At 51.4% G+C, this 26,642-nt stretch carries 25 protein-coding genes and 1 other annotated feature; of the genes, 6 read left to right on the top strand and 19 right to left on the bottom strand.

Going from position 1 to position 26,642, the window contains the following annotated elements; genetic code table 11:
- Window positions 1–277 precede the first annotated feature (277 nt).
- Window positions 278–949: a Crp/Fnr family transcriptional regulator gene (locus ACE418_RS12035; protein ID WP_416450845.1), complete on the bottom strand. Its 672-nt coding sequence runs from the start codon at window positions 947–949 to the stop codon at window positions 278–280.
- A 56-nt stretch (window positions 950–1,005) separates the two neighbouring features.
- On the opposite strand from ACE418_RS12035, the gene ACE418_RS12040 reads away from it, so the two are divergent.
- A complete protein-coding gene (locus tag ACE418_RS12040; RefSeq protein ID WP_416450846.1) occupies window positions 1,006–1,449 on the top strand; it encodes a TIGR04076 family protein in 444 nt (147 codons plus the stop codon).
- 3 nt (window positions 1,450–1,452) lie between these two features.
- On the opposite strand, the gene ACE418_RS12045 is transcribed toward ACE418_RS12040, so the two are convergent.
- The 7 genes from ACE418_RS12045 to ACE418_RS12075 are packed head-to-tail and all read right to left on the bottom strand — an operon-like array spanning window position 1,453 to window position 8,650.
- Window positions 1,453–2,100: a ComF family protein gene (locus ACE418_RS12045; RefSeq protein ID WP_416450847.1), complete on the bottom strand. Its 648-nt coding sequence runs from the start codon at window positions 2,098–2,100 to the stop codon at window positions 1,453–1,455.
- Window positions 2,101–2,112: 12 nt separating this feature from the next.
- Entirely contained in the window at window positions 2,113–4,272 is a 2,160-nt protein-coding gene (recD2, locus tag ACE418_RS12050; protein ID WP_416450848.1) for an SF1B family DNA helicase RecD2, read from the bottom strand.
- Window positions 4,272–4,541, bottom strand: a complete 270-nt coding sequence (locus tag ACE418_RS12055) for a chorismate mutase (protein WP_020310854.1) — start codon at window positions 4,539–4,541, stop codon at window positions 4,272–4,274. The genes recD2 and ACE418_RS12055 overlap by 1 nt, the downstream gene beginning before the upstream one ends.
- Before the next feature lie 52 nt (window positions 4,542–4,593).
- The gene (locus tag ACE418_RS12060; protein WP_416450849.1) at window positions 4,594–5,730 is read right to left on the bottom strand and encodes an ABC transporter permease; all 1,137 of its coding nucleotides are present in this window, start codon (window positions 5,728–5,730) and stop codon (window positions 4,594–4,596) included.
- Window positions 5,730–6,926 carry an ABC transporter permease gene (locus tag ACE418_RS12065; protein WP_416450850.1) on the bottom strand — a complete coding sequence of 399 codons (1,197 nt, stop codon included), beginning with the start codon at window positions 6,924–6,926 and terminating at the stop codon, window positions 5,730–5,732. The genes ACE418_RS12060 and ACE418_RS12065 overlap by 1 nt, the downstream gene beginning before the upstream one ends.
- A 1-nt stretch (window position 6,927) precedes the next feature.
- Window positions 6,928–7,950, bottom strand: a complete 1,023-nt coding sequence (locus ACE418_RS12070) for an HlyD family secretion protein (protein ID WP_416450851.1) — start codon at window positions 7,948–7,950, stop codon at window positions 6,928–6,930.
- 58 nt (window positions 7,951–8,008) lie between these two features.
- Window positions 8,009–8,650 (bottom strand): TetR/AcrR family transcriptional regulator, encoded by a 642-nt coding sequence (locus tag ACE418_RS12075; RefSeq protein ID WP_416450852.1) that lies wholly within the window; start codon window positions 8,648–8,650, stop codon window positions 8,009–8,011.
- Between the two features lie 228 nt (window positions 8,651–8,878).
- On the opposite strand from ACE418_RS12075, the gene ACE418_RS12080 reads away from it, so the two are divergent.
- The 3 genes from ACE418_RS12080 (at window position 8,879) to ACE418_RS12090 (ending at window position 13,708) form a co-directional block, all read left to right on the top strand.
- Entirely contained in the window at window positions 8,879–10,330 is a 1,452-nt protein-coding gene (locus tag ACE418_RS12080; RefSeq protein WP_416450853.1) for an amino acid permease, read from the top strand.
- Window positions 10,331–10,671: 341 nt separating this feature from the next.
- Window positions 10,672–10,916: a binding site (T-box leader), on the top strand.
- Between the two features lie 67 nt (window positions 10,917–10,983).
- Complete coding sequence (locus tag ACE418_RS12085; RefSeq protein WP_416450854.1) at window positions 10,984–12,219, top strand: YkvI family membrane protein; 1,236 nt, start codon at window positions 10,984–10,986, stop codon at window positions 12,217–12,219.
- 439 nt (window positions 12,220–12,658) lie between these two features.
- On the top strand, window positions 12,659–13,708 hold the full coding sequence (locus tag ACE418_RS12090) for a Fic family protein (RefSeq protein ID WP_416450855.1): 1,050 nt from the start codon (window positions 12,659–12,661) through the stop codon (window positions 13,706–13,708).
- Between the two features lie 62 nt (window positions 13,709–13,770).
- Here the strand turns inward: ACE418_RS12090 and ACE418_RS12095 are convergent, their stop codons facing one another.
- The 4 genes from ACE418_RS12095 to ACE418_RS12110 all read right to left on the bottom strand — a co-directional run bounded on the left by ACE418_RS12095 (window position 13,771) and on the right by ACE418_RS12110 (window position 16,444).
- Window positions 13,771–14,319 carry a hypothetical protein gene (locus ACE418_RS12095; protein WP_416450856.1) on the bottom strand — a complete coding sequence of 183 codons (549 nt, stop codon included), beginning with the start codon at window positions 14,317–14,319 and terminating at the stop codon, window positions 13,771–13,773.
- Between the two features lie 305 nt (window positions 14,320–14,624).
- On the bottom strand, window positions 14,625–15,704 hold the full coding sequence (locus tag ACE418_RS12100; RefSeq protein WP_416450857.1) for an AAA family ATPase: 1,080 nt from the start codon (window positions 15,702–15,704) through the stop codon (window positions 14,625–14,627).
- Between the two features lie 20 nt (window positions 15,705–15,724).
- Window positions 15,725–16,144: a hypothetical protein gene (locus ACE418_RS12105; RefSeq protein WP_416450858.1), complete on the bottom strand. Its 420-nt coding sequence runs from the start codon at window positions 16,142–16,144 to the stop codon at window positions 15,725–15,727.
- Window positions 16,145–16,162: 18 nt separating this feature from the next.
- Window positions 16,163–16,444: a hypothetical protein gene (locus tag ACE418_RS12110; RefSeq protein ID WP_416450859.1), complete on the bottom strand. Its 282-nt coding sequence runs from the start codon at window positions 16,442–16,444 to the stop codon at window positions 16,163–16,165.
- Between the two features lie 18 nt (window positions 16,445–16,462).
- On the opposite strand from ACE418_RS12110, the gene ACE418_RS12115 reads away from it, so the two are divergent.
- A complete protein-coding gene (locus ACE418_RS12115) occupies window positions 16,463–16,588 on the top strand; it encodes a hypothetical protein (RefSeq protein ID WP_416450868.1) in 126 nt (41 codons plus the stop codon).
- A 263-nt stretch (window positions 16,589–16,851) separates the two neighbouring features.
- On the opposite strand, the gene ACE418_RS12120 is transcribed toward ACE418_RS12115, so the two are convergent.
- The 5 genes from ACE418_RS12120 to ACE418_RS12140 form a co-directional block, all read right to left on the bottom strand.
- The gene (locus ACE418_RS12120; RefSeq protein ID WP_416450860.1) at window positions 16,852–18,018 is read right to left on the bottom strand and encodes an SLC13 family permease; all 1,167 of its coding nucleotides are present in this window, start codon (window positions 18,016–18,018) and stop codon (window positions 16,852–16,854) included.
- Window positions 18,015–18,572, bottom strand: a complete 558-nt coding sequence (locus ACE418_RS12125) for a flavin reductase family protein (protein ID WP_416450861.1) — start codon at window positions 18,570–18,572, stop codon at window positions 18,015–18,017. The genes ACE418_RS12120 and ACE418_RS12125 overlap by 4 nt, the downstream gene beginning before the upstream one ends.
- A gap of 81 nt (window positions 18,573–18,653) precedes the next feature.
- Complete coding sequence (locus ACE418_RS12130; protein ID WP_416450862.1) at window positions 18,654–19,532, bottom strand: radical SAM protein; 879 nt, start codon at window positions 19,530–19,532, stop codon at window positions 18,654–18,656.
- Window positions 19,533–19,567: 35 nt separating this feature from the next.
- Window positions 19,568–20,452: a radical SAM protein gene (locus tag ACE418_RS12135; protein ID WP_416450863.1), complete on the bottom strand. Its 885-nt coding sequence runs from the start codon at window positions 20,450–20,452 to the stop codon at window positions 19,568–19,570.
- 456 nt (window positions 20,453–20,908) lie between these two features.
- A complete protein-coding gene (locus tag ACE418_RS12140) occupies window positions 20,909–21,373 on the bottom strand; it encodes a GNAT family N-acetyltransferase (protein ID WP_416450866.1) in 465 nt (154 codons plus the stop codon).
- Window positions 21,374–21,650: 277 nt separating this feature from the next.
- Between ACE418_RS12140 and ACE418_RS12145 the strand changes: the two genes are divergently transcribed.
- Window positions 21,651–22,673, top strand: a complete 1,023-nt coding sequence (locus ACE418_RS12145) for an alpha/beta hydrolase fold domain-containing protein (RefSeq protein WP_416450864.1) — start codon at window positions 21,651–21,653, stop codon at window positions 22,671–22,673.
- 89 nt (window positions 22,674–22,762) lie between these two features.
- On the opposite strand, the gene ACE418_RS12150 is transcribed toward ACE418_RS12145, so the two are convergent.
- Together ACE418_RS12150 and ACE418_RS12155 are read right to left on the bottom strand one after the other, a co-directional pair.
- Complete coding sequence (locus tag ACE418_RS12150; RefSeq protein ID WP_416450865.1) at window positions 22,763–22,906, bottom strand: hypothetical protein; 144 nt, start codon at window positions 22,904–22,906, stop codon at window positions 22,763–22,765.
- A gap of 162 nt (window positions 22,907–23,068) precedes the next feature.
- Window positions 23,069–26,227, bottom strand: coding sequence for a beta strand repeat-containing protein (locus ACE418_RS12155; RefSeq protein ID WP_416450867.1), 3,159 nt, complete (start codon window positions 26,225–26,227; stop codon window positions 23,069–23,071).
- Window positions 26,228–26,642: the final 415 nt, after the last annotated feature.

The following is a 26,642-nucleotide window of genomic DNA, read 5'->3' on the forward strand; positions in this document are numbered from 1 at the left end:
CCATACGACAAACGATGAACGACCTACGATCAACGTAAAAAGAGGCTGTCTTAATGCGACAGCCTCTTTTTTATTCATCGCCTGTATGCGATATCGTAGGGGACGGCCTGAACAAGGCGTCCCGCTACGCGCTGAGGGCTTCCCGAAGCGTCGTTGTCAGTTTGAGTCTGTCGCGGCGGAATGCCGCATCTGAATCCGACTGCAGTTATCCCTTATGCTTCAGCTGAAGCAGACAATGCTACATACATTATATATACTATAGTTGTCCTGAAAAGGGCTACACCGTTTCTTCGGTGCACAGGGACGTCAATGCCGGCAGGTCGGTAATCTGCATCCTGCCCCGTGTCGTAGTCAGGATGCCGCGGCGACGCAGCTCCGTCAATTCCCGCGTGACCTGTACCCGGCTCATGCCGAGGATATCTGCAATTTCCTCCTGCGTCATTTCAATGGTCAATCCAGACTGGGACGGCTGATTCACGGACAGCAGATATAACAGGTTGCAGAGCTTTACCTGGGAAGAATTGAATTCCTGATGGATCGTCTCGAACAAGAAGAGGTTCACATATTTCGAGTACCAGCTGACTACGCTCTCAGCCAGCTCCGCCTGGGCCTCAAACATGGCTTTGAATTGGGGAATCGTGAATTCCAGAACATGGACTTCCGACAGGGCGACCGTCATCAGGGACAATTCAATGCGGAAATCCGTCGTGTGGTAGCCGGGCAGTATCGTTCCTGGGCCGTGGAAGCTGATGATTTTGCGGCGGCCGCTTTCATGGTCGGAAAAATGGATGGAAGCACCGGACATATAATATTGGAGGCGATCGTAAGGCTGGCCTGGCTTCCAGAGATACGCCCCTTTTTGAAAAACCCGTTCCCGATGGGGCTGGGACAAAAAGTAATCTTGAAAGGCGCGGAAATCATCGGCAAAATAATATCTAGGTGTAAGCATAGGAATCCAACATCTCCTGTTTTTAAGGTAAACAGTCACAGAAAGAAGGAATACAGATGGAATACAAAGTAAAAGTAACGGTACTCGACAAAAAATTATACCCCGAATTACAGCAGCAATACTGTGCCGTTCCTCAGAGCGGAAAGTGTCCCTGCTATTATGTCGGGGATGAATTCATTTTTTACCGCAATGACGAACGAGATGACTTCTGGCACTGCGGTGAAGGGACGCTGGTGAAATCGGGAACCCCCGATGAAGGCTGCCTGCAATCACCGGGAACGGCCCATTGTGGAACGAAAGGCGTCCCCTTCTGTTCCGAAGCCTGGGATGCCATTGCCCGGTATATTTACACGGGGCTCCAGGGCGGATCCATCATGCGCGGATGGATGAAGGAAGAAAACACGATGATCGCCTGCTGTTCCGACGGAACGCGGCCGGTCATTTTCAAGATTGAACGAATCGATGAAGATGAAAAAGAAGAAAACGGAAAAAAAGCCTAACCTTTACGGTGCGCCGCTGGCGATGACGAGACCTGTCACGCTGGCGGCGCCTTTTTGTTTCAAGGCATGGGCGCAGGCCTCTAAGGTCGCGCCAGTCGTGAAGATGTCGTCGACGACGAGGATATTTTTCTTACGGACGGCGATGGTTTCTTTGACGGCAAAGGCGTCATGGACGTTCTCGGTCCGCTCGTCCCGCCGGAGCTGCCATTGGACCTTGGTCGGCCGCAGGCGCTGCAGGGCGTCGCACCACTCCCAGCGTTCCGACGCCCAGTCCCGGAAGAGGGTTTCGGCCTGGTTGAAGCCGCGGCGCTGTAATTTTTCCGGCGCTAAGGGAACCGGGACGACGAGATCGATACGGGCGAACCGTTCCGGCCAGGGAAAGCGGTCGAGCAGGGTCCGGCAGGCCCGGCATTTCCCCTGTTTGCCGTTATACTTGATGTCGTGCAGGACATGGCGCATGGCGCCGCGGTAATCGGCCAGGCAGTAACAGGCACTGAGGTATCGTATCGCCGCAGGCCTGTTGATGCGCCGGGGATGCCAGATGGCGGCCAGGCAGGCCGGGCACCAATCGCCCTCACGGGGCACCATGGCCCCGCAGGACGGACAGTGTGGCGGATATAAGAGATTGAAGAGATGCGTTATCAGGGACATAGCTTTCCCTCCCTAGACGATGAGCGCTCCCTGCAGGCGCGGGATGAGCAGCGTGAAGCGACGGCTCGTGCGCTGATTCTGGACGGCGGTCTGGACGGCCCGTTTAGTCCCGACGAGGATGACTTTGCGCTTGGCCCGGGTGACGGCCGTATAGAAGAGATTGCGCTGGAGCATGATGGCGTGGCTGTTGACCAGGACCATGATGACCGTATGGTATTCGCTGCCCTGGCTCTTGTGGACGGTAATGGCATAGGCCAGGGTGATTTCATCGATCTCCTGCCCTTCGTACTTGACATCCTGTTCAGGATAGCGGACATGGACCATGTCCTTCTGGATGGCAAAGATTTCACCCATATCGCCGTTGAAGACCCCTTTTTCATAATCGTTGTGCTTCTGCATGACCTTATCGCCGACGCGGAAGACGCCGTTCTTCCCTTTCAGTTCGGCCTTGCCTTCGGCCGGCGGGTTGAACTTGTTCTGAATGAGCTGATTGAGGTTATCGACGCCGCAAGGGTTCTTATACATGGGCGACAAGACCTGGACGGCGAACTTATCACCTGTTTCCAGGAGTTCGCTATTATAGAGGGCGCTGATTTTTTCGGCACCGTCGGCCTCGCTTTCGATTTCGACGAAGCGGAACTCCGTATCTTCATTGACGACGGGCAGGCGGCCGCTGTTGATGAGATGGGCGTTAGTGACGATGCGGCCCCCTTCTTTCTGGCGGAAAATCGTATCCAGGCGGACGACCGGGACCTGGCCGGAGGCGATGATGTCGTGCAGGACGGCGCCAGCCCCGACCGACGGCAGCTGGTCGGCATCGCCGACGAGGATGCAGCGGCACTGTGGCTTCAAGGCGCTGAGGAGGTGATACATCATTTCCATATCGAGCATGGACACTTCATCGACGATGACCAGGTCGGCCGGCAGCATCTTCGTTTCATTGTATTCAAAGACCTGCATGGCCCCGACGTGGCCGTCAGGAATGAGCAGGCGGTGGATAGTCTTGGCCTTGCGCTGCGTCGTTTCGGCCAGGCGCTTCGCCGCCCGTCCGGTCGGCGCGCAGAGCAGGATGCGCAGGCCTTCCTGTTCGGCCAGGCGGATGATGGTCTGGACAACGGTCGTCTTGCCCGTCCCAGGCCCCCCGGTGATGACGGTCATGCCGGACTGCAGGGATTTCTCTACGGCTTCGCGCTGTTTGTCGGCCAGCTCGAAATGGCGCGCATCCTGCCAGCGGTCGAGGAAGAGCTGGACGTGGGTCTTCATGGGCAGGGGCTTCATGACCCCCATGTCCCGGATGCGCCCGGCAATATATTCCTCTTCTTCATAGGCTTCGGGTGTATAGACGTACAAGGTCCCTTCAAAATCGGCCGTACAGAGCTGGCCCACTTCGATGGCTTCCTTCAGAATGTCGTGCAGCCCCAGGGCATCGGCCTGGAGGATGAAGGATGCCCGGCGGACCAGTTCCGTGTCGGGGATGCAGACGTGGCCATTCTGGGTCATCGTCCGCAGGACATAGGTCAGGCCGGCGCTGAGGCGCTGCGGGTCCTGCCGGTCCATGCCGTAGGCCAGGGCGATCTGGTCAGCCGTCTTGAAGCCGATGCCGTCGATTTCGGCGATCATGCGGTACGGTTCCTCGGTCAGGACGTAGTGGACGTCGTCGCCGTATTTCTGTAAGAGCCGGCTGGCATAGCGGCCGGCTACGCCGTGCTGTTCCAAGTCATAGGCGATGTCGTTGACCTGTTTCTCTTCATAGAAGGATTCCGTAATGACGGCCAGCTTCTTGGGCCCGATGCCTTCGACTTCCAGGAGCCGCTGCGGGTCTTTTTCCAGGACGGCCATGGTATCCTTGCCAAAAGCAGCGACGACGCGGTGGGCCAGGGCCGGTCCCATGCCCTTGACGGCGCCGCTGCCCAGGAATCGTTCGATGCCATCGACCGATTCGGGGATGACGCGGCTCCAGCCGTCGGCAGCGAACTGGCGGCCGTAGCGCTTATGCTGGACCCAGTGGCCCTTCACTTCCAGGCGGTCGCCGACGAGGGGCTTCGTCCCGTGGCCGGTAACGGTGTACGTCGCATCATCGTCTTCATCGTGCAGGCGGAAGACGCGGTAATCCGAATCGGGCGCTTCAAATAAGAGGCGTTCGGCAATGCCTCGTACTACGATTTGTTCCATCACAACCCCATATGCTCCCGTTCGTATTTCTTGCTTTCGTCCATGATGCACTGGTAAATGCGCCGCAGATACGGCGACAGTTCCTTCTGGACGGTCAGATTGGCGATCTTATCCAGGACCTGCCGTTCCCGGCGGGGATCATAGATTTCCATGTGATGCTCCTTCTTATAGGCGGCGACTTCGGCGACGACCTGCATGCGCCGTTCCAATATTTTCGTCAAATCCCGGTCCAATACGTCGATTTCCCGGCGACATTCTTCTAATTCCATACACTACCTTCCCTTCTGCCATAATACCCTTATTATAGCAAAAAAAGCGGGTTCAGGCCATTTTATTCATCTTGCGCAGGAAAATCCAGCCCCCTAGGCAAAGGAAGAGGACGCCCATCCCGCAGAGGACGGCCAGGTTCTCGTTCAATGTCGCCAAATGGCCCGACAGGAAGAGTTCACGGACGGCGTTGGACATCCAGGCCATGGGGAAAGCCTGGGCAACAATCTGGGTCAGCGGGTCCATGGCTTCCAGGGGCCACGTATAGCCGCCAAAGATGAAGGCCGGTACGGTGTACATGATGGATGCCCGGACGAATTGCAATTCGTTGTGGAAAAGAGACGACGCAAAAAGGCCCAGGGACACGGCGGCAAAAGAAAAGGCCGAAGCAATGGCCAAAAGGGCCGTCACCGACGCCCGGTCGGGGATGCCCAGGAAAGCGGAAATGACACAGACCAGCGTGAAAGACAAAACCGACAGGCCCCAGTACAGGATGACCTTGACTGCCAGGACGGCCGCTTTCGGAGCGTCTTTCAGGCCGTCCCGGTCCTTGAAATCGCCCTGGACGGCAGCACCGACAGCCAGGAAGATGCCCTGCTGCATGGCCGCCATGGCCAGGCCGACCATGAAGAACATCATATAACTCTGGGTCGGGTTATTGAGGACGCGCAGCGTCGTCTCTATCGGTGAAATGCGCTTCTTCAGCGCCTGTTCATCGCCGCTGGTCCGCAGGGCCGCCTGGCGGGAAGCGATCCGCGTATTGAAGGTATTGACGATATCGTTGCCGGCTGTCGAGGCGATATTGGTCGTAATGATATTGGCCCCGTTGAGGACGAACAAGACGCTGGCATGGCCGCCGTTGAGGACGTCATGAGAAAAACGAGCCGGAATGATGACGGCTGTATAGGCCTCCTTCTGGCGCAGCATCGCCCGCGCTTCTTCTTCATCGGCGACGACGCGGACCAGGCCCAGCCGTTCGTCATCATCGACCTGGCGGGTCAGGAAGCGGCTGTAAGCCGTATGATCTTCGTCGCAGACGACCGTCGGTATCTCTTTGACGACACCGGGATAATAGAGGATGCCGAAGAGGATCAGATAGGCTGTCGCGGCGCCAAAGAGAAAAATCGCCCGCCGGGCATCGTGGAGAAAGGCATTGGCCAGTTCCCGGCGGATCAAAGACAAGATGCCCATTACGGCCGCCCTCCTTTCTTTCCAAAAAGCAAGCCACCCGTCGCCAGTTCCAGGACCGTCTTCATACCATAGCGCCGGCGCAGGGCAAAGACGGCCGTCCCTAAGGCAAAGGCGCCGGCGCCCATGAGCAGCAGCTGCAGCGACTGGCTCATCAGTTCCGGTGCATAGCCGGCCAGTAAGATATCGCGGACGCTGTCGGCCGCATGGCGCATAGGGAAAATCTGGGCGATGACGGCAGCTGGCGTATTCATGTAAAAATCAGGCCAGCTCAGACCGCTGTACAAGAGGCCCGGCATGATATAGAGCAGGGGCAGCTCGACGGACATGACTTCGTCCGGGCTGAAAGCCGAAAACAGGACCATAATGCCGGCGACGGCCAGGCAGAAAGCCGTAATCATGACGGCCAGGGCGGCCAGGGAACCCCGGACGGGGACGGCAAAGAGGTAATATAAAAAGCCAAGGGACAGGAAAAACGAAGGAACCGCCACGGCCAGGACCCAGAAACACTTGGTCCCCAAAATCAGCCACGACGGGACTTTCTTATCATAGACATGGTGCCGGAATTCCCGGGCAATAAGTGGGCATAAGACGAGCATGATGGCAATCTGCAAGCCATTCATGGTCAGGCCAGCCAGCATGAACGGCGTGTAACCTGTCGTCGGGTTGTTGATGATGCGGATGCCCAGGCGGACGGGATAGGCCATATTCAGCGCCGCTGCCGGCAGCTGGTTGCCTGCTTCCAGCAGCTTGGCCGCGATGCCGACGGACAAAGTCTTGTTGATTTCACTGGCCGCCGTCAATGCCGCATTGCCGAACATGTTATTGGCCGAATCGACAGTCAGCATGAGCGGCACGGGATTCCCCTGCTTGATATCCTTAGAAATATCAGCCGGAATGTAGAGGCCGACCCGGGCCTTGCCGGTATTCAAATCGTCTACCATGTCTTCGGACCGCGTCACCTGATCGACGACGTGGAATTTTTCGGCATCGCTGTAAGCCTGGATGATGGTCCGGCTGATGACCGACTGCTCTTCGTCGCAGATGACCAGGGCAATCCGTTCGACCGAGTTCTGATAGTAAATGATGCCGAAAGCCAGGGTAAAGGCCAAAGGCAGCAGGATGAGGATCGCCGCGACGGGAAAACGCCCCTGCCAGAGCATGTGCCATTCCCGCTTCAAGACGTAGCCTAAACGCATATCAATCACCTGCCATATATTGGAAACGCATCCCCGGCCGCAGGGCGTCACTGTTGACCTGGACCTTGACGTTGAAGCTGATGATATCCGTGTCGTTGCCGCGTTCGCTCGTCGCCCGCTGAGTAGCAAATTCCGACTTCTGGCTGATATCGGTGATAGTCCCCTGGACACGGGTGACGCCGTCGCGTGCCTGCATCGTCAGGACTTGGCCGACGTGGAAATCTTTGAGTTTCGTTTCGGGAATCTTGAAGTCGACCCAGTTATCGTTCGGGTCCTGCAGGGCCACCAGCGGCGTCCCCAGGGAAATCATGGATCCTTCTTCGACATATTTGGCCGTAATGACCCCGTCGAAAGGTGCCTTGATTTCCGTTTCGTCCAACGACACTTCAATCTGCTGCAGCTGGGCCTGGGCCGCTTCCAATTTCTTCTGGGCCGCGTCGGTCGCCGCTACGTTGGCATCGGTCTGCAAAAGGCCAGCCTGGGCCGACGATACACCGGACTGAGCCTGGCTGTACGCCGACTGGGCCACTTCGTACTTGGTCTTATAGGCATCGAAGACGGATTTGGAAACAGCCCCCTGGGCGTAGAGTTCCTGATAGCGGTTGAAATCCTTTTCGGCCAGATCCAGATTGGACTGAGCTGAATCGAGGCCGGCCGAAGCCGTGTCGACCTGGGACTTCGACGTACTATCCTGCAGGTCCGTGACGACGCCGGACTGGCGCACCTGGGCCTGGAGGGCCTTGATATTGGCTTCGGCCTGGGCTTTCTGGGCCAGGAGGTCGCGCTGGTCGATGTAGGCGATGATATCGCCCTGCTTGACCGTATCGCCTTCCTTGACGCGGAGCTGGACGACGCGGCCGGCGACTTTGGAATTGATGTCGATTTCCTTGGCATCGGCCCGGCCCCACAATTCATCTGACGCGGCTTCCTTCTGCAAACTGCAGCCGCTGGTCAGGCAGACGGCGGCCAGAGCCAGCATCAGGCCGGCGAAGATTCTCTTTTTCTCTGTTATCCATAACATCATGACTTCCCCCTTTGAAGATTGTTGAACGTGTTCAAATCAAGGCCAAAAAAATCCACCCCTATCGGCGATGGATCATTTCATCGGCAATGGCCTCGATTTCCGGCAGGCGCCGCTGGAGCTGGTCCAGGACCGCCCGGCTTTCCCCGGCAGAAAGCCCTAAGAGCTGTAACGCCGTACCCAGGACCAGGGCGGCATACTTCGCGCTGTTGATGGGATGGCTGAAGTCGAACTGGACGATATAGCTGCGCATGGCCCCTTTGATGAGCAGGGACCGCAAAAAAATATCTTCCTGCGATAATCCCAGGGAATCGCCAAAGATGCGGGCCGTCATGTCCGCCAGATGGTCCGTAATTTTTTCAAAGGTCATCGCCGTCGTGTACCCTTCATAATAGGTTTCGCGGACGAGTTCATTCATAGCTACGGCTTCAAATTCGACCAGGCACAGGGCCGCATAGCGGAAGGCCGGCGTCTCCTGCTGGAAATGGGCTGCAATCAAATCCGTACACTGCCGGAACAGTTCCATGACCAGGGACTGGAAAATATCTTCCTTATTCTTGAAGAAATAGTAGATGCTCCCCGTGAGGACACCGGATTTCTCAACGATCTGGCGGATCGTCGTCTTTTTATAGCCCTGCTGGACAAATAGCTCTTTCGCCGCCGCCAGGATGCGCTGGCGGACTTCATCCTTATCCTTTTCCATAAGAGCTCCTTTCTTGAACATGTTCAACTCTATTTCTTTTAGTGTAACCGTTCTCAAAATACTTGTCAAGGTCACCCGGCCATTACTATATATCCATGAATCGCATAAACGATTTACTTCCATGCAGAATATCCATTTGTCAGAGACTCATTCATCCTTTATAATATAAAGGTATGAGTTTTTTTAGATTTTATTTATCAATTCTGTTGAAAAAGGTTGTGATTTTACATGGAAGAAACTCAACAGCAGCAGGGACTGCGCCGCAGCCTGAAAGCCCGCCACATGAACATGATCGCCATCGGCGGCGCTATCGGCACCGGGCTGTTCGTAGCCGGCGGTGAAACGGTCAGCTCGGCAGGTCCTGGCGGGGCTCTCGTCGCCTATGCCCTCATCGGCATCATGGTCTATTTCCTCATGACCGGCCTCGGCGAAATGGCGTCGTACCTGCCGGTCAGCGGTTCTTTTGAAACCTATGCCAACCGCTACGTCGACAAATCCCTGGGCTTTGCCCTGGGCTGGAACTACTGGTTCAACTGGGCCATCACGGTCGCCGCCGAACTCGTCGCCGGCGCCCTGATCATGAAGTACTGGTTCCCCGATGTGCCGGCTGCCCTCTGGAGCGGCCTGTTCCTGGTCATCCTCTTCGTCCTCAACTACTTATCGACCCGGTCCTACGGCGAAAGTGAATTCATCTTCGCCGGCATCAAGGTCCTGACGGTCCTGGTCTTCCTCTTTGCCGGGACATTGCTCATCCTGGGCCTGGGGCCCGAACCGTCGCCGGGATTCACGAACTGGACCATCGGCGATGCGCCCTTCGTCGGCGGCTTTACGGCCATGCTGGGCATCTTCATGGTCGCCGGCTTCTCCTTCCAGGGGACGGAAATGATTGGCATTGCCGCCGGTGAAAGTGAAGATCCGGAAAAGAACGTGCCCCGCGCCGTCCACTCCATCTTCTGGCGTATCCTCATCTTCTATTTGGGCGCCTTTACGGTCATCGGCTTCCTCATCCCCTATACGGATCCGAACCTGCTCAATACCAATATCGAAAACATTTCCATCAGCCCGTTCACGCTGGTCTTTGAACGCTTCGGCCTGGCCGCAGCCGCTTCCATCATGAATGCTGTCATCCTGACCGCCGTCCTGTCGGCAGGCAACTCCGGCCTCTACGTTTCGACGCGTATGCTCTATGCCATGGCCGAAACGGGGCAGGCTCCGAAATGCTTCCTCAAGCTGAACAAGCGCGGCGTCCCGTCGTATGCCCTGTTCGCTACGGTCGTCTTCGGCCTGGCCGCTTTCCTGACCTCCCTCATCGGCGAAGGCAAAGCCTATGACTGGCTGGTTAACATCAGCGGCATGGCTGGTTTCATCACCTGGATCGGCATCGCTATCTGCCACTTCCGCTTCCGCCGGGCCTACATCGCCCAAGGCAAAGACCTGAAAGACCTGCCTTATAAGGCAACGTGGTTCCCCTTCGGCCCGCTCCTGGCCCTGATCATGTGCATCATCGTCACCGCCGGCCAGAATTACTCGGCCTTTACCGGTGCTGAAATCGACTGGTACGGTGCCAGCGTAGCCTATATCGGCATCCCCGTTTTCCTAGCCGTTTTCTTCTATCACAAAATCAAACATAAGACCCACCTCATCCCCCTGAAAGAAGTCAACCTTTCCCGGGATAAGTAGGAAAAAGAGGCTGTCGCACACGCGACAGTCTCTTTTTTCGTGGTTCGTGGTTCGTGGCTCGTGGTTCGTAGGGGCTATCACACGAAGGTTTCTACCATCATGCGCGGCCCCATTCTCTTTAATGTTTGAAGTTTGATGTATGATGTTTGAAGCAAAAAGCGGCTATCGCATTATACGTTTTTTTGCTTAATGCTACAGCGCCCCTACAAACTCCGAACTACGATTTTATAGTTAAACCTTAAACTTAAACGTTTAGTGCATTTATTTCAAAAATTTTTATGTTTTATCCTTGACTTTGTTAAGCCGCAATGCTATCATAGCACCATCAACGAAAAAACGTCACAAACGCGACGACGCAAAATAGTACGTCCAGGTCTATCGTTTCCAGAGAGCTGCCGGCTGGTGTGAGGCAGTACAGGGACCGGACCGAACTCATTGCTGAGCGGAGAGGCTGAATGGAGTAGGCCGATACGGGAACTCCCGTTACAGAGCATGGATATCGCCATGAGCCGTATCCGAGAGTGCATCCCCAAGGATGAAACAGAGTGGTACCGCGGAAGGATATACAACGCCTTTCGTCTCTTCAATGCTTCGAGCAGAGAGACGAAAGGCGTTTTCGTTTCTCTCCCATCGTTCAAAAGGAGGAACATCTTATGGCTAACATTTCATCGATCAAAGCGGCTTCGCTGAGCATGTGTTTTTCCGTCGGTGCCGTCTTATTCAGTTCTCACGCTGGCGGCGGTTTCGCTACGGGCAATCAGGAAAATGTCTACTTTGTCAGCCTCGGCTGGCTCGGCCCGATTACGGCTGTCATCACCATGCTGCTGTTCACGCTGACCATCAAGGAAGCCATGAACATGTACAATTCCCGTCATCTGACCAGCTATCGTCAATTATTCCAGAACTTATACAGCCCCTTCAAGGGCATCGAATACCTCTTTGAAGCCTTCTTCTACATCATGGTCCTGATGGCCGTATCGGCTACGATTTCCGGTGCCGCCTCGGCCATCAACGCCCAGACGGGCCTCAACTATTACACCGGCATCGGCATCGTCGGCGCCATCATCTTCTTCCTGACCATCTTCGGGGCCGGCCTGGTACGCCGGGCGACGACCTACATGGGCATCGCCATCCTGGCCATGGTCATCATGATCTTCTCCGTCGGCATCTACATGGGCGGCTCCATCGAAGGGACGCAGTTCTTCACGGCCGCCATGGCCCAGGACTTTGCCGCCAACGGCTTCAGCAAACTGCCGACGGCTATCCTCCACGCCTTCACCTATTCCGGTTTCCAGTGCGTCGTCATCCCGACGATGATCGTCGTCGGCACACCGCTGGTCACCCGTAAGAACTGCGCTACATCCATGTGGTTCTCCTTTGCCATGAATGCCATCGCCCTGACCTTAGCCGTCTGCATGCTCTTAGGCTGGACCGGCATCTACGGCAAATCACCTTTACCGACCCTGACCAGCTGCAAAGCCATGGGCATGTCCTGGCTGACCATCGCCTACAGCGCCTTCTTACTGCTGTGCCTCATCTCGACAGGCGTCACGACGGTCTTTGGCTTCACGGCCCGCTTCTCAGAAACGAAATGCCTGAAGAAAGTAAGCCATAGCGCCGTCACCCGTTCGGCCATCGTCACCTTATTCATCATCATCGCTTCCATGACCGTCTCCGTCGCCGGCCTGACCAACATCATCAAATACGGCTACGGCTATTGCGGTTACTTAGCCATCGCCATCATCATCGTCCCCTTCCTGACCATCGGCTATTACAAAAATAAACGCTACGCTTCGGACAGCGAATACCGCGCCCGCGTCGATGCCATGAACGAAAATCCCGAAGCTGCCCAGGCATTCCAGCCCACAGCCGAAGTCGCAGGACATTAGGAAAAAGGCGCTGTCCCATGAAGACAGCGCCTTTTTGAGTGGCTAGCGGATGGTTTTAAATTGAAAGCTTTCCAGACCGAGCCACAGCACGCCTATACAATCCCAAGCCATGGTTCGTAGGGGCGCCACGTGGGGCGCCCGCTCCAGTCTATGTACGATTGCCAGCCCAGTTTGCCCGGGGAATCATCCAAATGCCTAACGGAATAAGGTTTCTGCCAACGGCAAAAACCATTGATTTACAAGACCTGTGAGCAAAGGGAAAATAATCGGTAGGTTTCCCATGCACACTGCATACTTAGCCCGATACGAGGAGCATGCATATGCCATGTTGTCAATCTCTACAAGCACCATCTGCCTCATTTATCTGCCTCATCGCCTTGTTATCTGCCTCATTTAATGCTAAAATGTGGCAGATGATAGAAATATGAAGGAGATTTTTATGAGGACATTCAACTACTTGCAAGAAATACAAAGTTTACTGACACCTGAAATCGTCCAGCTTCTCACCTGTATTCATGAACATAAAGGACGGCAGGATTTATTTCTGGAAGCAAATACAGATGAACTGAAAACACTGGTAGATGTTGCTATGGTTCAGAGTACAGGGGCTTCCAACCGTATTGAAGGGATATTCACCAGTGACAACCGCTTAGAAGCACTGGTCAGCCAAAAAGCTGAACCACACAATCGCTCTGAACAGGAAATCGCCGGTTATCGTGAAGTACTCACCTTGATTCACGAAAATCATGACTATATTTCTCCTGTCCCTAATGTCATCAGACAGCTCCATCGAGACCTGTACTCTTACTCAACAGGGGCCATAGGAGGAGACTATAAAAACGCAGATAACGTAATTGCGGAAACAGATTTCCAAGGGCATCAAAAGGCAAGGTTCATTCCCGTTCCTGCTTTTCAGACCGCTGATGCTATGGATTCTTTATGTCAATCGTTCCAGAAAGCCTGGCAGGAAAATGTAATTGATAAATTACTGCTGACCCCTATGTTCATTCTAGATTTTCTCTGTATTCATCCATTTAATGACGGAAATGGACGGATGAGCCGACTTCTGACACTCCTTCTTTTATATCGTGCTGGTTACATCGTCGGGAAATACATCAGTCTGGAAATGCTGATTGAAAAAACGAAGGCCACTTACTATGAAGCCCTGCAAGCAAGTTCTTCCGGCTGGCACGAAAATCAAAACACCTACGCCCCTTTTGTGAAATACTATTTGGGAATTATAATAAAAGCCTATGACGAATTCGAGGACCGAATCCAATACTTAATAACCAGGAAGATTTCTAAGCCTGAGAGGATTAAAGCTATTATCTCTCAGACACTAGGGAAAATCAGCAAAAAGGATCTCATGGAACGCTGTCCTGATATCAGCCAGGGAACTATAGAACGCACTTTGTCAAAACTGGTAAAAGAAGGCTACATCATCAAAGTCGGCTCTGGTCCGGCTACAGCATATATCCGCAAGCACTAATTGACAAAGGTCACTTCATAACAGTGGTCAGCGGATGGTTTTAAATTGAAAGCCATTTTCTTCTATGGTTTCTGTGTTCCTAGATATTCATAACCGAACCACTGATTGTCTTCGGACCAGGTCAACTGATAATACACTGGTGCATCAGGTTGCAAGCCTGGCCAATCGTGAAACGACAAATACAAATTGCCATTCCGGTCAAAAATCCCTGATTCTAAATGACGTTCCGTGTGTTCTTTGAAATGGTCGCTATTGATGTACTCATTCATCTTTTTCCCGTCTTTATCGAGTCCCAGGAGATAATTGCGATATACAGTATCCATCGAATCCCAACAAGCTACGCCATAAAAATAGCGTTCTGAGTCCAGGTCTTCATATTGAAAGATACTGAAGGCCCGATACGAATAGGGCGAGCCCAGCTTATCATCCATAGACCACCACACCTTGTCCGGTTTCCAGGTATTGCCCTTCTTAATGCACATAAAATGCACTGCATCACCACCATACATTTTCCCGCCGGCAAACCGGACCAGCCGCTTCCCTTCATGGAAATCGACATGAGCCGATAAATCCGCTGATTTCGGGACCGTCAAAAGAGCATGGTCGGTCATAATGATATGCGTCGCAAAAACACTCATCCCGCTAAAAATCAAACAGATTAAAGAAAAAACAATCTTACGAATCACGGGAATCCTCTCCTTTCTGAATAAACATCCCATCTGATACCATTTTAGCGCGATTTCAGCCATTTCCACAAGGTCTGAAGCGATTTCCTTCTCTTTTTATAGTTTCTTTAATGCATTAAAGTTTCCCATAATTAGGTTACACCATCACAAAAAAAATAAACCGTCGCATAAAAATTCCTTAATGCGACGGCTTGATTTTCGAGAAGATGACTGTATAAAAATTGTCGAATTCAATGATTTTGAAAACATCTTTTCATATCTACTTCCGTAAGCGTAGACAAATCCTGTGGAAGTGTTTCTAATCCCATCAAGCGATTGGCCTGCAAAGCCACTGCTTTTTCAAAAATATTGCGGATAGTTCGGGCATTGCCAAACGTATCATCTTTATTTTCTACCAGCTTAGCAATGTGCTCCTTCAACAAGGTTTTGCCTTTATCCGTAATGTGATAAGCATATTGTTTGCAAATGAATTCAAAAATATCAATGAGTTCATCAACAGAATAGTCTTTAAAGGGGATATATTTACTAAATCGAGAAGACAATCCCGGATTCGTATCAATGAACTGTTTCATCAATTCAGGATACCCTGCCACGATGACAACTAAATTTCCGCGATTATCTTCCATCAATTTAAGCAATGTATCAATAGCTTCTTGTCCATAACTATCATCAGTCGCCAATGAATAGGCTTCATCGACAAAAAGGACACCGCCAATAGCCTGTTTAACAACTTTTTCTGTTTTCAACGCCGTTTGCCCGACATATCCGGCCACTAAGCCCGCCCGATTGGTTTCGACAAGGTGCCCTTTTGACAAAAAACCAAGCTCAAACAAAATCTTTCCCATCAATCGGGCTACCGTCGTTTTCCCTGTTCCGGGATTCCCTGTAAACACCATGTGTAATGAAATATTAGGAACTTCTAATCCTTGCCGGCTTCGCAAGCCTTGAATCTTCACAAAATTAATCAAACTATTCAGTTCTTTTTTGACATCCAGCAACCCGATTAACGAGTTCAATTCATCCATGTATTGCCGCAGCTTAGGCGATTCTGATTCAGTCGTATAAGAAGTTTTAAAAACGGCCTTTTCTGGTTTGCCATTAGCCCATCGACCTTTATAAACTTCCCGTCCAGCTTCATCGTATAAAACGCCTTCTCCGTCGTATAATCCATTCACCCAGTATCCATCGTACTGTAAATTGCCATTTTCATAATAGGATTTGCCACGGCCGTTTAATTTTCCATCTGCAAAAAAACCTTCATACTTAGGATATCCATTAGGATACAAAACTTCTTTGTATTTTGAAAACATAGGAGCCCCTTACATATTAATTAGTCTTCTGATTCTTCTGAGTCAGAAAAGAAAGAATCTTTTACATCTTCCACAAAGCGTCGGGCTTTTTCCGTAAAATAACCTGCATATCCGGCATGGATAGTAAATTTCTTACAATCATTCAATATCGAATCAATACTATTTTTTCCTATTTTCGTAGCAACATAATGAAGACTGGCGACCTCAAATTTTTCATCATCAGATATGGCCCCAGATATAGCCTGTTCAATGAAATCTAAATGCCTTTCATACGCGACTAAATCGTACAACCACTGTAAATCTCTCGCGATTAGTACCATTTGATGCCAATCATTAACACGATCATTGAAATCCATCTCAGCATCCTCATTCAGTTTCACTACTAAATTCTGCGCTTCTTCTAACAATGTACTCCATTCTTCAAAAAAATCTCTGGCCATAAATTACACCTCTCAACATCACTCATTCTGCAAACTTTCTTTTTCCCACACTTTATGTATTTTCTTGTATAAAGCAGATGGAAACCGTACAAAAGCTGGCTTTTTATTGTTATCTTTAATATGATGAGAAAAACCATAACTTTGGGTTATTTCACGAATATCATTTTCGGTAATATGTACTCCATATTTTTCACTTATCTCTTCTGCAACAGAAATTTGAGTCTTACTGGGAGTGTAAAATAGTTTGTGTAAACCGGTTATTGCGCAAATCCAATTTATCCCCCATAATTGGGTAATCAAACATTAAGGATGGTACTCATGACGAAACGTAAAAAAACTACCCCGACATTCGGAGAACAAATTGCTCAGCAGATTCTTGAAAACTATGATATTAAAGATGCCCAAGACATACAGGATGCCTTGAAGCAGGTATTTTTTTCTTAGATTCAGACTGGTTCAGCGTATTCAGGGATGGCGATAGCACGTGGTTCCACATAGACAAAGCGGGCACGCCCCTACAACACAAGACCCGGGTTCGTAGGGGCGCCACGTGGGGCGCCCGCTCCAGTCTATGTACGATTGCCAGCCCAGTTTGCCGGGTAATCATCCAACTGCCTAACGGAGCACCCACGAAAAAATGGTTTATATCGCTAACTTAGTCGCTATCTTGATCGCTTTCTTAGTCGGTCAGCGACCAAGTCATTTTATCACAGGGCTAACAGCCAGGCAAATAGGACCAATACCAGCAGATAGGCTAGGTTGAGCAAGGTGAATAATTTCAGATACTTTCCCTGCTGCCTAGGACAGGAACGGACGTACATGCCATAGGAAATGAAGCTTGCCATGGAGGCAATCAGTGTCCCCAAGCCACCTATATCGGTTCCCAGCAGTAAGGCTGTTGCCTCATCGGTAAAGCCCGACAGGAGGACGGCTGCCGGCACATTGCTGATGATCTGGCTTGCCAAAAGGGCGATGAGGAATTCATGACCTTCCAGGTATCCCGTCAACAGGTCCCTGAATCCAGGCAGCTGGCTCATATTTCCTACAAGGATGAAAAAGGCCACAAAGGTTCCCAGAAGCCGGTAATCGGCATAACGGAAATATTGCGGTCGGGTCAGTGCTGTGACGCCAACGACAAGAGCCAAGGTAAGGCGGTAATCGAGGACATGGGCCACGGTGAGCAGGGACAGGAAAAACATCCCGCCCAAGAGCCAAAGCTGCCGCGACGGCGCCAATACAGGCAGATTCCTTGTCCGCCGGGCTGCCAGCCGGACGGAAATGGGAATCGGCGTTCCCGGCAAGCGGAACAGGGAAAGCGCCAGCAGCAGGAAGGCCACCAGGGTATAGGGCAGGAGCAGCGTCAGGAATGACGACAGGTTCATGCCGTAATAAAAATAAAGATACAGGTTCTGCGGATTGCCGACGGGGGTGCACATACTGCCTAGATTCGCCGCCAGCGTCTGGAGGACGATGACGAAAGCCATCTGTTCTTCACTGGCCACTTTGGGCAGGGCCATCAGAGAAAAAGGTACAAAGGTCAGGAGAGCCACATCATTGGTCACCCACATACTGACAAAAAAGCAGGCAAATACCAGGACCGCCGCCAGCTGGCGCATTGTCCCCAGGCGGAGCAGGAGTCGCGCCAGCACGGCAGAGAAGACGCCGCTTTCCCGCACACCGCCGATGACGACCATGAGGCAGAACAAAATCGCCAATACGGGCATATTGATATACCCGGCATAGGATGCCGAAGGCGGTACGGCCGTCATCGACACCATCGCCGCTGCCACCGCCAGAAAAAGCACCAGATTCTCTTTGATGACCTGACCGGCAGATTTTATGTGCTGCCTCGTTCCGGTTTCCTTCAGACTCATCCTTTCAATTTCAGTCCATCATGGAAGGCCTGGCCTACGACGGGGCCGATCAAGCGATAGGTCAGGGTCGCCGGGTCGAAGACGATAGGCTGTAGTTTATCGTAGTCGATTTTCCCATCTGTCAGGACCGATTCGTCGGCCTGCTGGGCTACGATTTTGCCTACGAGGATGCCCGTCTTATCATCATAGCTGGTACATTCACATTCCAAGGTAACCGGGAATTCTTCGATGATCGGGGCGTTGACGTGGCTGCTCTTATGGACGTGGCAACCGGCCTTTTCGATTTTGTTCACTTTATTCCCCGTTTCTACGCCAAAGTAATCGGCGATGTCGACGGTATCTTTCGTGGCAAAGGCGACCGTAAAGGCCCTCGTATGCTTGATATTGTCCGTCGTCTTGTGCTTGGCCAAAAAGAGTGTGATTTCGCTGTAATCCGACTGGGCTCCCCAAGCGGCATTCATAGCGTTGGGGACGCCTTTTTCGTCATATGTCCCAATAATGAATACACCTTCCGGCGCAATGCACGCCTTATTTCCTTCAAATTCTACACTCATGGAAAATCCCTCCTCATCATAGTTCTTTCTTTATTGTACACCCTCTGTCCCACAGAAGCTACCGCATCGTGCCGGCGCTTTTCAAATGGACTGGAGCGATTCCCGGACATGACGGAGTCCTTGTTCGCCATAGCGGTCATAAATGGCCTGGAGGCGGTCGAGCATTTCCTGTTTCTGTTCAGGAATCCGTCCGTAAATCGTCGTAATGATAGAAGCGTTGGTAGCATCAATCAGCGTAGGGATCTGCAGACAGCGGATGAATTCCTGCAGTTCCAGGATTCGTTCTCCTTCCGTCGCTTCCTGGAACTCACCACTCCGTACGTCTTTCATCAGCGGCGTATCCGGGAAAATCGTAAGGCCTGCAATGAGGATCCGGTCCGGATGCAGCTGATTCAAAGCTTCCGCCGTCTTTTGGGCATGGCCCAGACCGTATCCCCTGCCGCCGAGACCGCTCAGGAAAATCACTTCATACGGGAGCCCGGCTTCATCCATTTTGGAAAGCTGAGGGACAATTTCGTCGGCATGGTAGCCCTTGTTCATATAGGACAAAATCTTTTCATCTCCTGATTCGATACCGAAGACGATGCCGGAATAGCCCAGGTCCTTCAATTCCCGCAGCTGTTCGGCCGTTTTGTTCCGGAGGCTGTCGACCCGGCCGTAGCCGCCAATGGACTTTACAAAAGGCAGATACGTATGAATCAGTTCGGCAATCCGTTTCAGCCGGTCAAAACTGAGCAGGAACGGGTCAGCGCCCTGCAGCCAGATCCGCGGGAAAGGAATCCCGTAGCTTTTGAGTTCTTGCAAATCTTCGATGATTTCATTTTCCGGGGAAACGGCAAAGGGAGCGTCTTTATAATAGGTACAAAACCGACAGGCATTGTGGCTGCATCCACTCGTGACCTGCAGATAAGCGCTCTGTGCTTCATAAGGGGGACGTACGACGTTACTGGCAAAATGCATAATTCATGACTCCTTTTCTCTCATTCATTAATTAGTTATACAGACAGCATGCTGTGTCTCCAGCGCCGCAGTGCGGCTTCTGTCTTTTCATTGAACTGGCCGATGACGCGGTCGAGGTGGTGCAGGATTTCCGTCTTTTCTTTAGGCAATGCCACTTCAAAGACGACACTGCTCGTAGAAGTCCCGGAATTAATCGTAATGGGGATGGAAAGGTCGGCAATAAGTTCCCGTATTTCCTCTACCCGCTCCTTTTCGGTCGCTTCCGTCCATTCGCCACGCTGCATCTGTTCATAAAGCTTCGTTCCCGGCAGAACGGACACATTGGTCAGCATCATATAATACGGATGGATTTGATTGAAGATTTTTGCCGATTTCCGGGCACTTTCAACCAGCTTTCCCTTCCCGGCAAGACCGCCCAGATAAATCATCCGGTAGGTAATGCCGGCTTCGTCCATCTTCTTCCCTGCGTCGATGATGTCCTGGGCCGTATAGCCTTTGTTGACAAAGCGAAGCACATCATCATCGCCGGTTTCAATGCCAATCATGATTTCATCCAGGCCATGGGCCTTGATCTGCCGGATATCTTCGACACTTTTCTGCTTGAAATCCGAAATAATCGCATACGTCGAAATACGCGCTTCCGGATAATACCGTTTCATCAAATCCCAGACGGCAATCTGCTTTTCCGTACTAAGGGCAAAGGGATTGCCGCCAGAAGCCCATATCCGCTTGGCATCCGGCCACTGACGTTTGGCTTCCTTCAAATCGGATTCAATCTGGGAAAGGGGCGCCACCATAAAAGGCGTGTCCTTGTAAAAATTGCAAAACGTGCAGCTGTTATGCGTGCAGCCTGCCGTCACTTCAATAAATAAACTATCTGCATCTGTCTGAGGTCTAATAATCGGTCCATGGAAATGCATGAGGCATCGCTCCTTTAATTAATTTAAAAATCTCTATTTCTCGGATTATAGATATATCATGGTGTAAGTGAACGGTCGCTGTTTCCGCCACGTCTATTATTATATCTATTATTTTCGATTTGTCAATATGAAGTTGTATGAAAACAGCCAGCGAAGAAGAAAGGAGGCTTTTTACTCCCACGATGTATATCTGAAGAAAATTGCTTTCTATGCCACTCTACTCACTACGACAAATAGGTTCAAGTGTGCAGAAAAAAGATTCCCAACAGGCCCAAGATAATGCCCACAACTTGTCTGGGCAGCAAGATTTCCTTGTAAAAAAGCACCCCGAGGCCTGCCAGTAACAGAGCCACGGTGATATTTATCATGAGTGAGGCCATGCTGATTTTCCATCCTGCCCGGTATAAGAGAATGTAGCCGAATTCAACAACTACCAGGGTCACGCCCCAGGCAGCGCTAGCCCAGTTCACGGTTTGCAAATCCAGCTGTAGTGAATGGTCTGAACAGTTCCTTTTCCATATGGATATGCGGACAATATTCATCGAGATAGACGTCACCCGACGCCGTATATCCTAACATTTCATAAAACGGTTGTACCCGGACCTGTGCCGAAAGGGCCAGCTTCTTGACGTGACGGCCGCGCAGCCATCGTTCCGCTTCCTGCACAATCCGTTCTCCATAATGGCGGCCGCGGCAGGATTTCCGCACTGCCAGTCGTCCCAGGATGAAAACATCCGGTTCGTCTGAAGGAAAGAGCCGGCAGCAGCCGACGGCCTCTCCCTTTTCATACAGCACCAAGTGCCAAGCCGTCTCATCGACTTCATCGAATTCCTGGTGGAACCCTTGCTCCTTCATAAAAACTTCCTCCCGGATATCCTTGGCATCCGGAATAAGACCTTGCTGAATACGAATTTGAATCATCATAATCCCTCCTAAAAAGACAGAGGTGCCCAGGAACTGTCTTATAACATGTAACCCATGCCGTACCTACGACAATTCTCAGACACCTCAAACCTTCTGTCCGGTGACAGAAGCAGTGTAGTTATGAAATTAATCATATTTTATCATAATTATGCCAATCCCGTCAACGGGTCCGCATCACTAGGACAGGGCATCTCGCCTGTCAAAACATTGTCTGCGCTCCCATTCAATGCTAAAATGAAAGAAATACCAATAAACAAAGGAGAACCTCATAAAAATGTTTAAGTATACGGAACCTCAAAAACGGCTCATAGCCCTGGCCTTGGCCGGGCTGGTATGGATGGGAGGCAATGCCATGGCGATGAATGTAGATGTCGACTCGGCTACGAAAGATATGCCGGGAAAAGTAGCAAGTACGGTATTATCCGTACCGGTGAAAACACCGATGATCAATCAGATTTCCGACGTCGTATACGAACAGGTCCCGATGCGAGGCTACCCCAACGTAGCCATGAAAATGGACATCCTGCAGCCGAAATCAGATGAAAAGCTTCCGGCTATTGTATATGTCACCGGCGGCGGCTTCATCAATGCCAATAAGGACAACGGTATCCAGCTCCGGATGCACCTGGCAGAAGCTGGCTATGTCGTCGCTTCCATCCAATACCGGGTAGCTCCTACGGCCCGCTTCCCAGAACCCCTGGAAGATGTAAAAGCCTCTATCCGCTATTTGAAAGCCCATGCAGACCAATTCGGCATCGACCCGGAAAGAATCGGCATCATCGGCGGCAGTGCCGGTGGCTATCTCACGGCCATGGCCGCGACGACCAGCGGCACGACGACCTTTGACAAGGGCGATAATCTCCAAGTCGGGAGCGACGTAAAAGCAGCGGTAGACCTCTATGGCCTTTCCGACCTTACCCGCATCGGCGACGACTACAGTGAATCCGTGAAAAAAATTCACCAATCGGCTGGCGCAACGGAAGCCCTGTGGGTAAATGGCTCTTCCGTGTTCGGCGGACAGGACGGCGGTATCCTGGCCAACCCGGAAAGCGCCAAAAAGGCCAATCCCATCACGTACATTTCCAAAAATAGCGCGCCTATGCTGCTCATGCACGGCACGAAGGACACCGTCGTCTCCCCGAGCCAAACGGACCTGCTCTTCCAGGCCCTCCAAAAAAATCACATCCCGTCCCAGCGGTATCTGGTAGAAGGAGCGGCCCATGGTGGCGTCTACTGGAACCAAAAAGAAGTACTCGATATCATCACTGCTTTCTTTGACTCGTATTTGAAAAATTGAAGAAATGAAAAATGCTCATACCTCGTCGCCTACCAGGCCTCGAAACGAGGCGGCGAACGCTGCCCCCCATAGAAAAAGGCCGCATCGCCCTAGCTGACGATGCGGCAGTTAACAAAGATTCGTACGGTCCGTTCATATCCGCTAGTTTTATCGCGCTGCTTTTTTTCCGTCAGGAAATGCAGCTTTCTTCCTTTGGCACAGGTATAGGTATCGCTTTCTTCATCATAGGTCATGGGCTGCCCAGCCACGGCTGTCCGTTGTGGCAGCCATCCTGCGCCTTCCGTTGGTCGGCACCTAACGGGCCAAAAAGGCTTTCGGGACAGCCCTACGCATACGGCCGTTGGCCGTGTACTTTTTTGCGACCGGCTACCGGCCACCTGCGAACTGCGTTTATTTTATTTCTGACCGATGTACTGCTTGAGCAATTCGCCTTGTTCTTTGACGATGGCTTCCAGTTCGGCGATTTTCTTGGCCATGGCGGTCCGGGAGGTCGTGACGCCGCTGCCCTGTCCAATCTTGAAGCTTAGGCCGGCGTTGAACATGTTTTCGCCGTTACCGAAGTTCGTGCCCAGGCTGATCATGGTGTCTTCATTGGGGCGATAGAAGGCGCCGAAAGCGACGCTGTTGGCGTTGCGGTAGTTGCCGTAGCCGACGGCGAAGTCCCATTTGTCATCTGGGTCGAAGTCCAGGGGATGAAGAGCTGCCAGAGCTGCTGCACTGGCGCCGACTTTGTTGACCTTGTTATCGAGATTCGAGATGCGGCTGTTGATACGATAAATGGATTCCGTATTAGACGTCAACTGTGAATCCAAGGCTGTCAAATTTTCACCAGCCGTATTCGCCTGTTTGACGAAAGTTCCATCCTTTTCGACTCTCGTTTCGCTGTATACCGCACCGGCATTAACAGCATTCTTCGAATCCTTTTCAATCGGCGTATCAGCAACATTCTGAATGGTCGTATTTTCCCGCAGCGTAATGACCTTGCTATCATCACCATCATAATTGACGGCATTCCACGTAGCTGCTTTTAGCTGGTCTTCCGTGGCTGCTTGTCCAGATATAATATCTCCGACATCCCACGTCGTGTTAGTCAGTCCACCAATCGTGCCTTTACTATCCTTGTTGATGGTGACATTGCCGACTGTTGCTGAACCAGCAGCTTTGAGGTCTTGAGTCTGGATTTTATTCGATGCGATAACCGTCTCTGCGGTAATACTATTTACGGTAATATCCTGAGCCAACCCAACCTGATAATCTGTCTTTCCATCTGTCGTAGTCGGTGTGATCACAATATTACTGCCGGCAGATACGGTGGAATGTTTCCCCGCTTCTGTCGTCGCCTCACCGATGGCCTTGTCGAGAGCACCGATAGCTTGGGTCACGCTGTCGCCATTGGTAACCACATTGGCCGTGCCATCCGTAACATACTGCTGATCACCGATTTTCACATTAACATGATTAATAGCGTCAACTACAGTAGTCGGAGAACCATCTTTATTCTTCAAATCAGTATCGATTCGGGAGACATCGCCAACTTCACTGGCCTTGGCTATATCAGTAATCGTGATTTTGCCAACGGAAGTACCTGCCTTATCGACTACATCGAGCTCAACGCCCTGTGTCTGCTTGCCCGCCCCATTCATAACGGTAGTGATATCATACACACCAGTTTTGACATGGGTATCTGTGTCAGTAGCAGCCGCTTGGGCATCTTTCATGGCCTGCTGAACTTGTGCCTCCGTGGCAGCTTTAGTCGAAGTGGAGTAATTAACAGTCTTATCCCAGGTGGTATTAGTTAACCCACTGATTTCGCCATGAACACCATCAATGGTAATAGGCGTCTTTCCTTCAGCATTGCCAATCCGAATTATATCTGCCAAACTAAATGCATAATTTGTGACATGTGCCCCTTTCTCAGTATACGGAGTCACGACGAAATTGTCATCTCCTGATGCAGATGCGCCGTTTGCATTGATGGTGTAAATGGCATGACCATCCAAGGTATCCTCGTTTTTCGTCACTGAATATATATTGGTACCGGCCTTCACTTCCGTTTTTGCCGTCGCTATATCTCCGTTCAACGTCGTCTGCAACATTTTCAACTGAGCCACGTTGACAGCATCTGTATCCGCAGCCCCAGCCGCGACATTCGTAATTTGACGCGTCATGGCATCCCCCGTTCCATTGCCTACGGAAACAGCCGCTGCCGTCGCTTTCCAGATGGAGGTTCCATCAGCAGAGGCCGCCTTCGTCGCAGGGTCATAGCCAGCAACGCCGGAATCGGTAGAGGCTAGGGAATTATTTCCTAATGCTACGCCGCCTTCGACAGTGGCATTGGCATTATGGCCCAAGATGACGACGTTCTTTTTATCGGTGGTCGTGGTATTATCAGCTGAACCCAGGACAATGCTGCCGTCAGCTTCTGACAACGTCCGTTTATCACCAAAAAGCAGAGCTGTATTCGTACTTTCGACGGTGTTTTCCGACCCAATGAGGGATACGTTTGTTGTATTCGTTGCCGTGTTTTTGTAACCATTGACCATATTATAGGCTGAAATCAGGCTCGCCGTACCGGTTACGGTATTATTGACGCCGATAATCTGTGTCTTCTGCGTGTAATCGGCTTTATTGCCGCCACCGATAGCCAGGGTGGCCCCGCCGCTCTCCGATGCTCTAATGGTGGTCCTTAATTTTTCGGCAAATTCTTTGGCCGAAGCGCCGCTATCGGTAGGAATCGCCGATAAAGAAGTAATCGAATTGGTGATTTCATTCCCGGCACCATAAATAAGGGAACCATTGGCATTAAATGTGCGGTTCGCTATCCCGCTGACGGTGTTGGCGATGCCTGAATAATAGCCTCCCGTTTTGGATTCAATGCTGTTCAAAGCGCCATTGATCGTCGCCCCTAAGTTCTTTACCGGATTGGCCAAACGCCCTCCGTTATATTCGCTGGAAATGATATTATACACGCCGGTACTCGTCGTGAAAGCGCCGTTACTGAAGCTGTTGGCACCGATGGTCGTCGCATAGACATTGAGCGCATCGGTCCGGGTAGAAGCACTGTCGACTGTTGTATCGCCCAAGTCGCCTTTATAATTGTGAGAACCAATCATCGTGCTGCCCGTACGGGCAAAAGTATTATCGCCAATGGCAATGCTTCCGACGACCTTGGTCGGGTCAGCCGGAATCCTGGCCGACGATAACCAGCTTCCACTAAACGTCGTCTGTCCAAAGGCAAAGCTGGCTTCTCCGCCGCCAGCCATGTTTTCTACTTTGGCATTTTTGCCAATAGCAATACTGCCGCCCTGGCTGGCATAGTTGTTGATGTTGGCCCCATTGCCGACAACGATATCGCCCGTAGCATTGCTGGCCCCGTTCGAATAGGAAATCCCGGCTCCTTTGCCAATGGCCACATTCTCGGCTTTTGGCGCATTGCTCCCCGTCCCAATCGCTACACCATTGCCAGCTCCTGCCGCTGTATCAGCAGCCAGGACCGGTGCAGAGGTAAAACCGCCCAAAGTCAGTAAACTGGCAACAACAGCGGCTAAGGCCATATACCTGTACTTTCCGTTTGATACTGTATCTGCCCTGTAATCTTTAGTCATGATACAAGTTCTCCTTTTTATTGGTTTTTATTCAAAAATCAGGCCAGATTTTTATCATATTGTATCATAACTTAAACATAAAATATAGCTTAATAAAGCCATTTACATGTGTTACACCCGTCATGTTCACCGATGAAAAATCACAAGTGATTATGATTATATATTCATCATCAAGCGATTGCACAGACACAGCACCCCGTTTGAAATCAAAAAATTTTACAATACTTTTTACGCATTATTGAAGTGCAAAAAGAGGCTGTCGCACGAAGTTTTTTGCCATCATGCAAGGCCCCTTCAACTTAAAAGTTTTTCGTTCGTAGTTCATCGTTCATCGCGATGGATTGATATTTATACTGTACCCATA

The organism is Megasphaera jansseni, assembly GCF_047974155.1.
Taxonomy (GTDB): domain Bacteria; phylum Bacillota; class Negativicutes; order Veillonellales; family Megasphaeraceae; genus Megasphaera.